Source organism: Mycobacterium sp. E2462 (assembly GCF_001672685.1).
In the GTDB taxonomy this organism is placed as follows: Bacteria; Actinomycetota; Actinomycetes; order Mycobacteriales; family Mycobacteriaceae; genus Mycobacterium.
Genome location: NZ_LZKC01000408.1, coordinates 23,398 through 34,775 on the forward strand (window position 1 = coordinate 23,398; position 11,378 = coordinate 34,775).

Genomic DNA, 11,378 nt, shown 5'->3' on the forward strand with positions numbered 1-11,378 from the left:
AGCTTTGGCTGCAAGAGGATTGGCTAAACTGCAACCTTGCCGCGGGCGGGGTCGCCGCGCGGGCCGACGGGCCGGCGCGGTTGTTCGACACCTGGCTAACCCGCCCAGCTGGGCGGGCGCTTCTGCAGGAACGCAAGCATGCCCTCCCGGGCCTCGTCCGAGACGAACAGCCGGGCCGATTCCTGGGCGAGCCGTTCGGCGTCCCGGTCGAACCCGTCGAGCACCGCGGCGGTGGTCAACGCCTTCGACGCGGCGAGCCCCTGCGGCGACCCGCGGCCGATGTCGGCGACCAGTGCCGCCAGCGCGGCGTCGACGTCGTCGGTGGCCATCGTGATCAGCCCGATGGCGGCGGCGGTGGCCGCGTCGAAGGTCTCGCCCGTCAGGTAGTAGCGGGCGGCGGCGCGGGCGGACAACTTCGGCAGCAGCGTCAGCGAGATGATCGCCGGCGCGACGCCGATGCGGGCCTCGGTGAGCGCGAACGTGCTGCGCGGGCCGGCCACCGCGAGATCGCACGCGGCGACCAGACCCATGCCGCCGGCGCGCACGTGACCGTCCACGGCGCCGATCACCGGCAGCGGCGCCTCGACGATGGCCCGCAGCAGCGCCGCCATCTCGTGGGACCGCTGGACGGTCGCCTCGGCGGGATCCGTGCTGGCGGCTCCCTGCGACAGGTCGGCGCCCGCGCAGAACGTATTGCCGGTGTGCCCGAGAACGACCACCCGCACTCCCGGGTCGGCCGCCGCGTCCTGCAGGCCCTGGTGCAGCTGGTTCACCAGCGTCGTCGACAGCGCGTTGCGGTTGTGCGGCGAGTCGAGCGTCAGCCGCGCGGTGTGCCCGTCTACCGCGTAGCCGACCAGCCTGTCCATCAGTAGCTGCGCGGCAGGCCGAGGGAGGTCTGCGCGACGAAGTTGAGCACCATCTCGCGACTGACCGGGGCGATCCGGCCCAGCCGCGCCGAGGCCAGCATGGCCGCCACGCCGTACTCCTTGGTCAGGCCGTTGCCGCCCATCGACTGCACCGCCTGGTCCACCGAGCGCGTCGCGGCCTCGGCCGCGGCGTACTTGGCCATGTTCGCGGCCTCGGCGGCGCCGCCGTCGTCGCCGGCGTCATACAGCGTCGCCGCCTTCTGCATCATCAGCTTGGCCAGCTCGACCTCGATGTGGCACTGCGCCAACGGGTGTGACAGACCCTGGTGCGAGCCGATCGGGGTGCCCCACACCTGCCGCGTCTTGACGTAGTCGGCCGCCCGGCTGAGCGCGAATCGGCCCATGCCCACCGAGCTGGCGGCGCCCATGATGCGCTCCGGGTTCAGGCCGGCGAACAGTTGGGCGATGGCGGCGTCCTCCGCGCCGACCAGGGCGTCGCTGGGGAGCCGGACGTCGTCGAGGAAGACCTGGAACTGGCGCTCCGGGCTGATCAGCTCCATCTCGATGGGCGTGTAGGTGAACCCCGGCGAATCGGTGGGCACCACGAACAGCGCCGGGCGCAGCTTGCCGGTCTTGGCCTCCTCGGTGCGCGCCACCACCAACACCGCCTGCGCCTGGTCGACGCCGGAGATGTACACCTTCTGGCCCTTGAGGATCCAGTCGCTGCCGTCGCGGCGCGCGGTGGTGGTGATCCGGTGTGAGTTGGACCCGGCGTCGGGCTCGGTGATGGCGAACGCCATCGTCAGCGTGCCGTCGGCGATGCCGGGCAGCCACCGCCTCTTCTGCTCGTCGGTGCCGAACTTGCTGATGATGGTGCCGTTGATGGCGGGGGAGACCACCATCAGCAGCAGCGCGCTACCGGCGGCCGCCATCTCCTCCATGACCAGCGACAGCTCGTACATGCCGGCGCCGCCGCCCCCGTACTCCTCGGGCAGGTTGACCCCGAGGAAACCCAACTTGCCGGCCTCCGACCACAATTCGTCGGTGTGCTGGTGCGCGCGGGCCTTCTGTAGGTAATAGTCGGCGCCGTAGTTGGCCGCCCACTCGGCGACCGCCTTGCGCAGCGCTCGGCGGTCCTCGTTCTCGATGAAGCTGCTTTCGGTCACTGGGAATCTCCTTCTGCTTGCGGCGCATCCACCCTCGCCAGAACGGCACCGACTTCGACTTGTTGACCGGTCGTCACGCTGAGTTCGGCGAGCACCCCGTCCGACGGCGCGGTGATGGTGTGCTCCATCTTCATCGCCTCCAGCCAGATCAGCGGCTGGCCTGTGGTGACGGTGTCGCCGACCGCCGCACCGAGCCGGATCACGTTGCCGGGCATGGGCGCCACCAACGAACCCTTCTCCACGGCCGAGCCGGGCTCGGGGAATCGGGGCAGCGCGACCAGGCGCACCGGTCCCAGCGCGGAATCGACGTAAACCTCGGCACCGTAGCGCCGCACCGAAAAGCGGTGCTCGACATGGTCCTTGCCGAGCACGACCGCGCCGGGCGCGGCCGACACGACGTCGACCGACTCGTCGTCGGGCAGCGCCACCGCGCCGCGGGTCCAGCGGTAAGCGACCCGGTGCTCGCCGTCCTCGTCGTCGCGGTAGCTCTTGACCTGGAAACCGGAGGCGAGGTTGCGCCACCCGCTGGGCAGCGAACCCAGCACGCCGGCCGTCGCGCGATTGTGGGCGGCGTCGGCGAGCGCGGCGGCGATCGCGGACAACCGCACGGCGGTCGCGTCGGCCAGGGGCGCCGCCAGCCTCGCCAGCCCGTGGGTGTCGAAGAACGCGGTGTCGGTGGCGCCGTCGAGAAACGCCGGGTGCCGCAGCACGTTGACCAACAGCTCACGGTTGGTGCGCAACCCGTGCAGGCGGGCGCGGGCCAGCGCGTCGGCGAGCACCAGCGCCGCCTGGCGGCGCGTCGGGGCGTACGAGATGACCTTGGCCAGCATCGGGTCGTAGTGGATGGACACCACCGAGCCGTCGACGATCCCGGAGTCCAGCCGGATCCCGGTACGGTGCCCCAGCGAGCCGAATTCGGTGCGTACGCCGGGCACACCGATCGCGTGCACCGGCCCGGCCTGCGGCTGCCAGCCGCGCGCCGGGTCCTCGGCGTAGAGCCGGGCCTCGATCGAATGCCCCTGCGCCGCCGGCGGATTAGCGTCGAGCCGGGCGCCGTCGGCCACCGCGAGCTGCAGCTCGACCAGGTCCAGGCCGCTGGTCTCCTCGGTGACCGGGTGCTCGACCTGCAGGCGGGTGTTCATCTCCAGGAAGTAGAACTCGCCGTGCTCGTCGGCGAGGAACTCCACGGTGCCGGCACCGGTGTAGCCGATGGCGCTCGCGGCCAACCGGGCCGCGTCGAACAGCCGGTCCCGCATGCCGGGCGTCCGCTCGACCAGGGGGGCGGGGGCCTCCTCGATGATTTTCTGATGGCGGCGCTGGATCGAGCACTCCCGCTCCCCGACCGCCCAGACGGTGCCGTGCGCGTCGGCCAGCACCTGTACTTCGATGTGGTGCCCGGTGGGCAGGTACCGCTCGCAGAAGACCGTCGGGTCACCGAACGCGGACTGCGCCTCCCGGCGCGCCGCCTCGACTTCCCCGGCCAACGCGGACAATTCGTGCACCACCCGCATGCCGCGGCCGCCGCCACCGGCGGAGGCCTTGACCAACACCGGCAGCTGCGCCTGCGTGACCGTGTCGGGATCCAGCTCGTCGAGCACCGGGACCCCGGCCGCCGCCATCATCTTCTTGGACTCAATCTTGGAGCCCATAGCGCGCACCGCGTCGACCGGCGGCCCGATCCAGATCAGGCCGGCGTCCTGCACGGCGGCCGCGAATTGTGCGTTCTCGGAGAGAAACCCGTAGCCGGGATGGATCGCGTCGGCGCCGGCCGACCGCGCCGCGGCGATCAGGGCGTCGGCGTTGAGGTAGTCGTTGGTGTTGGGCAGCCGCACCCGCGCGTCGGCCTCGGCGACGTGTGGGGCGGCGGCGTCGGGGTCGGTGTAGACGGCGACGGTGCCCACGCCGAGCCGTCGGCAGGACGCGAACACCCGCCGCGCGATCTCGCCGCGGTTGGCGACCAGCACTCGAGTGACCATGGTGCTCACATTCGGAAGACGCCGAAGTTCGACGTCCCCTTGATCGGGCCATTGGCGATGGCGGACAGGCACATTCCCAGCACGGTGCGGGTATCTCGCGGGTCGATCACCCCGTCGTCGTAGAGCATCCCGGACAGCACCAGCGGCAGCGACTCGGCCTCGATCTGACCCTCGACGGCGGCGCGCATGGCGGCGTCGGCGTCCTCATCGACCTGCTGCCCGCGGGCCTGGGCCGCGGCGCGGGCGACGATCGACAGCACCCCCGACAGCTGCGCGCCGCCCATCACGGCGGCTTTGGCGCTGGGCCAGGCGAACAGGAAGCGCGGGTCGTAGGCGCGCCCACACATGCCGTAGTGGCCGGCCCCGTAGGAGGCGCCGATCAGCAGCGAGATGTGCGGGACCGTCGAGTTGGACACGGCGTTGATCATCATCGACCCGTGCTTGATCATCCCGCCCTCCTCGTAGTCCTTGCCCACCATGTAGCCGGTGGTGTTGTGCAGGAACAACAGTGGGGTGTTCGAGCGGTTGGCCAGCTGGATGAACTGGGTGGCCTTCTGCGACTCCTCGCTGAACAACACCCCGCGGGCATTGGCCAGGATGCCCAGCGGGTAGCCGTGCAGCCGGGCCCAGCCGGTGACCAGCGACGAGCCGTAGAGCGCCTTGAACTCGTCGAAGTCCGAGCCGTCGACGATGCGGGCGATTACCTCGCGCGGGTCGAACGGGATGCGCAGGTCGGCGGGCACGATGCCGAGGAGTTCCTCGGTGTCGAACAGCGGCTCGAGCACCGGCGCGGGCGCCGGGCCCTGTTTGACCCAGTTGAGGCGCGCGACGATGCGGCGCCCGATGCGGATGGCGTCCAGCTCGTCGATCGCGAAGTAGTCACCCAGACCCGAGACGCGGGAATGCATTTCGGCTCCGCCGAGCGACTCGTCGTCGGACTCCTCGCCGGTGGCCATCTTGACCAGCGGGGGACCGGCGAGGAACACCTTGGAGCGCTCCTTGATCATCACCACGTGGTCGGACATGCCGGGCACGTAGGCGCCGCCCGCGGTGGAGTTGCCGAACACCAGCGCGACCGTGGGGATGCCCGCCGCGGAGAGCCGGGTGAGGTCGCGGAACATCCGCCCGCCCGGGATGAACACTTCCTTCTGGGTGGGCAGATCCGCCCCGCCGGATTCCACCAGCGAGATCACCGGCAGCCGGTTCTCGAAGGCGATCTGGTTGGCCCGCAGGATCTTTCGCAGCGTCCAGGGGTTGCTGGTGCCGCCCTTGACGGTGGGGTCGTTGGCGACGATCATGCACTCCACACCCGACACCACGCCGATGCCGGTGACCACGCTGGCCCCGACCTGGAAGGCGCTGCCGTAGGCCGCCAGGGGGCACAGCTCCAGGAACGGCGCATCCGCGTCGAGAAGCAGCTCGATGCGTTCCCGGGCGGTCAGCTTGCCCCGGCTGTGGTGTCGCTCGACGTATTTGGGGCCGCCGCCGGACAGCGCCTTGGCCAGCTCCCCGCCGATCTCCTCGAGGCGCGCGATGGCGGTGGCGGCGGCGTCGGCGTAGCCGGCCGCACGCGGGTCGAGGGTGGAGGTCAGCGCGGTCACGATTGGTAGCCAAGGGTTTTGGCGGCCAGCGAGCTGAGGATTTCGGTGGTGCCGCCGCCGATGCCCAGGATCCGCATGTCGCGGTACTGGCGTTCGACCTCCGATTCGGCCATGTAGCCCATCCCTCCGAAAAGCTGTACCGCCTGGTTGGCCACCCATTCGCCGGCTTCGACGGCGGTGTTCTTGGCGAAGCACACCGGCGCGATGAGGTTGGTCTCGCCGGCCAGTTGCCGCTCGACCACGTTGCGCGAGTAGACCCGCGCGACGTCGATGCGGCGGGCCATCTCGGCCAGCGTGTTCTGCACCGACTGCCGCGAGATCAGCGGCCGGCCGAAGGTCTCCCGGTCGCGGCACCACTGCACCGTGAGGTCCAGGCAGCGCTGCGCGCTCGAATACGCTTGTGCCGCAAGCCCGATTCGCTCGGCGACGAACGCCTGCGCGATCTGCAGGAATCCGGTGTTCTCGACGCCGACGAGGTTCGCCGCGGGCACGCGAGCGTCGACGTAGGACAGTTCCGCGGTGTCCGAGGACCGCCAGCCCATCTTGTCCAGCTTGCGGCTGACCTCGAAACCCGGCGTGCCCTTCTCGACGACCAGCAGGGACACCCCGGCGGCGCCGGGACCGCCGGTGCGCACCGCGGTGACCACGTAGTCGGCGCGCACCCCGGAAGTGATGTAGGTCTTGGCGCCGTTGACCACGTAGTGGTCGCCGTTCCGAACCGCCGCGGTGCGCAGGTGCCCGACGTCCGAACCGCCGCCCGGTTCGGTGATGGCCAGCGCGCCGATCTTCTCGCCGGCCAGCGTCGGCCGCACGAACTCCTCGATCAGCCGCTCGTCGCCCGAGGCGATCATGTGGGGGACCGCGATGCCGCAGGTGAACAACGACGCGAACACCCCGCCCGGCGCGCCGGCCTGGTGCACCTCCTCGCAGATGACGACCGCGTCGGCGCCGTCGCCGCCGCCCCCGCCGACCGCCTCGGGGAAGCCCGCGCCCAGCAGGCCGGCGGCGCCGGCCCGCCGGTGCAGGTCACGCGGCAACTCCCCGACGCGCTCCCATTCGGCGGCGTGCGGCAGGATCTCGCGTTCGGTGAAGGAGCGCACCGTCTTGCGCAGCTGTTCGCGCTCCGCCGTCGTCCAAAGATTCACAGCAACCCCTCCGGGATGTCGACGTGCCGGGCGCGTAACCACTCGCCCAGGCCCTTGGCCTGCGGGTCGAACCGCGCCTGGTAGGCGACACCCTGGCCCAGAATGCCGTCGATGACGAAGTTGACCGCGCGCAGGTTCGGCAGTAGGTGCCGGGTGACCGCGAAGTCGGCGGCCTCGGGCAGCAACTCCTTGAGGAGGTCGACGGTCAGGGCATGCGCCAGCCAGCGCCACTGCTCGTCGGTGCGCACCCACACCCCGACGTTGGCCGAGCCGCCCTTGTCGCCGCTGCGGGCACCGGCGATGCGGCCCAGCGGCACGCGGCGCACCGGGCCCTCGGGCAGCGGCTCGGGCAGCGGCGGCGCGTCGACCGGTGCCAACGCCAACGTCTCGGCGGCGCAGGGGATTTCGGTGCGGCTACCGTCGGCGCGCACGGCGACGTGCGGCACCTGCGCGGCGTCGACGTATCCGGCGTGGAACACCCCGTAGACCTGACCGTCGCCGGGCGGCGCGGTGACATGGAACCCCGGGTAACTGGCCAACGCCAATTCCACTGCGGCGGAGGAGAATTGCCGACCCACGTTGGCGGCATCGGGGTCGCGGACCACGCAGTGCAGCAGGGCGCTGGCCGCTTCCTCGGTGTCCGCGTCGACGTGATCGGTGCGGGCCAGCGACCACTCGAGCTCGGCGGGCTTGACCGTCAACGAGCTTTCCAGCTGCCGGCGTACCAGCTCGGCCTTGGCGTCGATGTCCAGGCCGGTGAGCACGAACGTCATCGCGTTGCGGAAGCCGCCGATGCTGTTCAGCGACACCTTGTAGGTGGGCGGCGGCGGCTCGCCGCGCACCCCGCTGATCCGCACCCGGTCGGCGCCGTCCGCGGACAGCTCGACGGCGTCGATGCGCGCGGTCACGTCGGGGTTGGCGTAGCGCGCCCCGGTGATCTCGTAGAGCAGCTGCGCGGTGACGGTGTCGACGCTCACCCGCCCGCCCGTGCCCGGATGTTTGGTGATGACGGCCGAGCCGTCGGCGCCGACCTCGGCCAGCGGGAAACCGGCGTGCAGCAGGTCGGGCACCTCGGTGAAGAACGCGTAATTGCCGCCGGTGGCCTGCACCCCGCACTCGATGACGTGACCGGCGACCACGGCACCGGCGAGCCGGTCGTAGTCGGCGCGGCCCCACCCGAAGTGCGCGGCCGCCGCCCCCACGATCACCGATGCGTCGGTGACCCTGCCGGTGACCACCACATCGGCGCCGTCGGCCAGGCAGTCGACGATGCCCCAGGCGCCCAGGTAGGCGTTGGCGGTCAGCGGCGTGCCCAGCCCGAGCTCGGCGGCGCGCGACGAGAGGTCGTCGCCTTCGACATGCGCGATCCGGGCGTCGACGCCGAGGCGTTCGGCCAGGGCGCGGATCGCGTCGGCCAGGCCGGCCGGGTTGAGACCGCCGGCGTTGGCGACGATGCGCACCCCGCGGTCGCGCGCCTCGCCCAGGCAGTCCTCCAGCTGGGTCAGAAACGTCTTGGCGTAGCCGCGGTCCGGGTGCTTCATCCGGTCGCGCCCCAGGATCAGCATGGTGAGTTCGGCCAGGTAGTCGCCGGTGAGGTAGTCGACCTCGCCCCCGGTGAGCATCTCGCGCATGGCCGACAACCGGTCGCCGTAGAACCCGGAACAGTTGGCGATGCGGACGGGGCCGCCGTCGCCGGAGGCGCCGAAAGCAGGGGCCATGCCCGTCCTCCATCCAGGGATTCACCGGTGAATGCCAACCAACCAACCGGTAGGTTAGCGGGTACCGCCGGTGTCACGTCAAGGATCCCATCCCGCCGCGCGCCGCCGGGCCGGCCGACGCGTTTTGGCGACCGGCAACCATGCGACTATCCTGTAGAGCGATCGTCGCCCGTCGGCCTTGCGGCCACGCCGCGCGACTGCCGTCCCCGAAGCAACATGAGGAGTTAGGCCCGACCATGGCCGTACCCAAGCGCAGAATGTCGCGCTCGAACACCCGTAGCCGGCGCGCGCAGTGGAAGGCCGAGAAGACCGAGCTCGTCGGCGTGACCGTGGCCGGTCAGCGGCACAAGGTGCCCCGCCGGCTGCTCAAGGCGGCCCGGCTGGGCCTGATCGACCTCGACCGGCGCTAAGTCAACTACCGGCGCGCCTCTCAGGCCGCTCTCAGGCGCTGGGACGAAACTAGGGTCTGTGCGAATACTGGTCGTTGATGACGATCGCGCGGTGCGCGAGTCGCTGCGCAGGTCGTTGTCCTTCAACGGCTACTCGGTCGAGCTGGCCAACGACGGGCTCGAGGCCCTCGACAGGATCGCCAGCGACCGGCCCGACGCGCTCGTCCTGGACGTGATGATGCCGCGGCTCGACGGCCTCGAGGTGTGCCGCCAGCTGCGCAGCACCGGCGACGACCTGCCGATCCTGGTGTTGACCGCCCGCGACTCGGTGTCCGAGCGGGTCGCCGGCCTGGACGCGGGCGCCGACGACTATCTGCCCAAGCCGTTCGCGCTGGAAGAGCTGTTGGCCCGGATGCGGGCGCTGTTGCGCCGCACCAAGCCCGACGACGACGCCGAGTCGGTCGCGATGAAGTTCTCCGACCTGACCCTGGACCCGGTGACCAGGGAGGTCACCCGGGGACAACGCCGGATCAGCCTGACGCGCACCGAATTCTCGCTGTTGGAGATGCTGATCGCCAACCCGCGCCGGGTGCTCACCCGCAGCCGCATCCTCGAAGAGGTGTGGGGATTCGACTTTCCGACGTCGGGCAACGCGCTCGAGGTCTACGTCGGTTACCTGCGCCGCAAGACCGAGGCCGACGGCGAGCCCCGGTTGATCCACACGGTGCGCGGGGTGGGCTACGTGCTGCGGGAGACGCCCCCGTGAGGACGCAGCCGCGGCGATGATCCGTTTCCCCTGGCACCAGCGGGCGCCGCTGCGCGCCACCAGTTCGCTGTCGCTGCGCTGGCGGGTCATGCTGCTGGCGATGTCGATGGTCGCCATGGTCGTCGTGCTGATGGCGTTCGCGGTCTACGCCGTGATCTCGGCCGCGCTCTACAGCGACATCGACAGCCAGCTGCAGAGCCGGGCGCAGCTGCTGATCGCCAGCGGTTCGCTGGCGGCCGACCCCGGCAAAGCCATCGAGGGCACGGCGTATTCCGACGTCAACGCCATGCTGGTCAACCCGGGGCATTCGATCTACACCGCGCAGCAACCCGGTCAGACGTTGCCGGTCGGCCCCCCGGAGAAGGCGGTGATCCACGGCGACCTGTTCATGTCCCGGCGCACGGCCGGCGATCAGCGCATCCTGGCCATCCACCTACCCAACGGCACGTCGCTGCTGATCTCCAAGAGCCTCAAGCCCACCGAGGCGGTGATGACCAGGCTGCGCTGGGTGTTGCTGATCGTCGGCGGGATCGGCGTCGCGGTCGCGGCGGTGGCCGGCGGCATGGTCACCCGCGCCGGCCTGCGACCGGTGGGCCGGCTCACGGAGGCGGCCGAGCGGGTGGCCCGCACCGACGACCTGCGGCCCATCCCGGTGTTCGGTAGCGACGAGTTGGCAAGGCTCACCGAGGCTTTCAACCTGATGCTGCGCGCACTGGCCGAGTCGCGGGAGCGCCAGGCCCGCCTGGTCACCGACGCCGGGCACGAGCTGCGCACGCCGCTGACGTCGCTGCGCACCAACGTCGAGCTGCTGATGGCCTCGATGGAGCCCGGCGCGCCGCGGCTGCCCGAGCAGGAGATGGTGGACCTGCGCGCCGACGTGCTCGCCCAGATCGAGGAACTGTCGACGCTGGTCGGCGATCTGGTGGACCTCACCCGCGACGATGCCGGACAGGTGATCCACGAGCCCGTCGACATGTCCGAGGTGGTCGACCGCAGTCTCGAGCGAGTCCGGCGGCGCCGCAACGACATTCACTTCGACGTCGACGTGACGCCCTGGCAGATGTACGGCGACGCGGCCGGGTTGTCGCGCGCCGTGCTGAACCTGTTGGACAACGCCGCCAAATGGAGCCCCGCGGGCGGGCGCGTCGGGGTGACCATGCGCCAGCTCGACGACTCCCACGCCGAACTGGTGGTGGCCGACCACGGCCCGGGCATCCCGCCCCACGAGCGGCGCCTGGTCTTCGAACGCTTCTACCGCTCGACGACGGCGCGCGCCATGCCGGGCTCCGGCCTCGGGCTGGCCATCGTGAAAAAGGTGGTGCTCAACCACGGCGGGCTGCTGCGCGTCGAGGACACCGTGCCGGGCGGCCAACCCCCGGGCACGTCGTTCTACGTGCTGCTTCCGGGCCGTCCCCTGCCGGCGCAGCCCTATTCGCCGGCCGACGCCGCCGAGGCACCGGGCGAGACCGACGCAGGCGTGGGATCGGATGGCCGATCAGCGAACTCTCGGCAATCGGCGAACGTTATCTCAGTGGACTCTCAGTCCGCGCGAGCAAGGTAGGTCTGCAGCTACTGTTGAACCGAGCCAAGTCGAGCCTGAACCGAGGCGAGTCGAGCCGGATCACCGAAATAGAGGAAAGAGCGACTTAGCGACATGACGAATGACCCGAGGTATTCGCCACCGCCGCAGCAGGGCTACCCCCCGGCGCAAAACCCGCCGGCATCGGCGGGTGGCCCGACCGGCCCGGTGC

9 protein-coding genes are annotated in these 11,378 nt (G+C 70.8%); 3 read left to right on the forward strand and 6 right to left on the reverse strand.

Translation table 11 applies throughout. The annotated features are described in order from the left end of the window. Positions 1 to 95 precede the first annotated feature (95 nt). Genes A5714_RS21290 through A5714_RS21315 form a run of 6 tightly spaced genes read right to left on the reverse strand, consistent with a single transcriptional unit; the run spans position 96 to position 8,472 of the window. Positions 96 to 866: an enoyl-CoA hydratase family protein gene (locus tag A5714_RS21290; protein WP_068288590.1), complete on the reverse strand. Its 771-nt coding sequence runs from the start codon at positions 864 to 866 to the stop codon at positions 96 to 98. Beyond that, complete coding sequence (locus A5714_RS21295; protein ID WP_068288591.1) at positions 866 to 2,032, reverse strand: acyl-CoA dehydrogenase family protein; 1,167 nt, start codon at positions 2,030 to 2,032, stop codon at positions 866 to 868. Before A5714_RS21295 ends, A5714_RS21290 begins: the two co-directional genes overlap by 1 nt. Then, positions 2,029 to 4,008: a biotin carboxylase N-terminal domain-containing protein gene (locus tag A5714_RS21300; RefSeq protein WP_068288605.1), complete on the reverse strand. Its 1,980-nt coding sequence runs from the start codon at positions 4,006 to 4,008 to the stop codon at positions 2,029 to 2,031. Before A5714_RS21300 ends, A5714_RS21295 begins: the two co-directional genes overlap by 4 nt. Before the next feature lie 5 nt (positions 4,009 to 4,013). Then, on the reverse strand, positions 4,014 to 5,609 hold the full coding sequence (locus tag A5714_RS21305; RefSeq protein WP_068204714.1) for an acyl-CoA carboxylase subunit beta: 1,596 nt from the start codon (positions 5,607 to 5,609) through the stop codon (positions 4,014 to 4,016). Beyond that, positions 5,606 to 6,754 (reverse strand): acyl-CoA dehydrogenase family protein, encoded by a 1,149-nt coding sequence (locus A5714_RS21310; protein ID WP_068288594.1) that lies wholly within the window; start codon positions 6,752 to 6,754, stop codon positions 5,606 to 5,608. The genes A5714_RS21305 and A5714_RS21310 overlap by 4 nt, the downstream gene beginning before the upstream one ends. After that, entirely contained in the window at positions 6,751 to 8,472 is a 1,722-nt protein-coding gene (locus A5714_RS21315) for an acyclic terpene utilization AtuA family protein (protein WP_068288596.1), read from the reverse strand. Before A5714_RS21315 ends, A5714_RS21310 begins: the two co-directional genes overlap by 4 nt. 236 nt (positions 8,473 to 8,708) lie before the next feature. Between A5714_RS21315 and rpmF the strand changes: the two genes are divergently transcribed. The 3 genes from rpmF to A5714_RS21330 are packed head-to-tail and all read left to right on the forward strand — an operon-like array spanning position 8,709 to position 11,188. After that, the gene (rpmF, locus tag A5714_RS21320) at positions 8,709 to 8,882 is read left to right on the forward strand and encodes a 50S ribosomal protein L32 (RefSeq protein ID WP_068065395.1); all 174 of its coding nucleotides are present in this window, start codon (positions 8,709 to 8,711) and stop codon (positions 8,880 to 8,882) included. Positions 8,883 to 8,940: 58 nt separating this feature from the next. After that, positions 8,941 to 9,627, forward strand: a complete 687-nt coding sequence (gene mprA / locus A5714_RS21325) for a two-component system response regulator MprA (RefSeq protein WP_068065392.1) — start codon at positions 8,941 to 8,943, stop codon at positions 9,625 to 9,627. A 16-nt stretch (positions 9,628 to 9,643) separates the two neighbouring features. Continuing rightward, the gene (locus A5714_RS21330; RefSeq protein WP_068065389.1) at positions 9,644 to 11,188 is read left to right on the forward strand and encodes a HAMP domain-containing sensor histidine kinase; all 1,545 of its coding nucleotides are present in this window, start codon (positions 9,644 to 9,646) and stop codon (positions 11,186 to 11,188) included. Positions 11,189 to 11,378: the final 190 nt, after the last annotated feature.

What these genes read in the sequence shown, in the direction of transcription:
- A5714_RS21290 (WP_068288590.1), bottom strand. Translation starts at nt 866, where the DNA reads ATGGACAGGCTGGTCGGCTACGCGGTAGACGGGCACACCGCGCGGCTG.
- A5714_RS21300 (WP_068288605.1), bottom strand. Translation starts at nt 4,008, where the DNA reads ATGGTCACTCGAGTGCTGGTCGCCAACCGCGGCGAGATCGCGCGGCGG.
- A5714_RS21315 (WP_068288596.1), bottom strand. Translation starts at nt 8,472, where the DNA reads ATGGCCCCTGCTTTCGGCGCCTCCGGCGACGGCGGCCCCGTCCGCATC.
- rpmF (WP_068065395.1), top strand. Translation starts at nt 8,709, where the DNA reads ATGGCCGTACCCAAGCGCAGAATGTCGCGCTCGAACACCCGTAGCCGG.
- A5714_RS21330 (WP_068065389.1), top strand. Translation starts at nt 9,644, where the DNA reads ATGATCCGTTTCCCCTGGCACCAGCGGGCGCCGCTGCGCGCCACCAGT.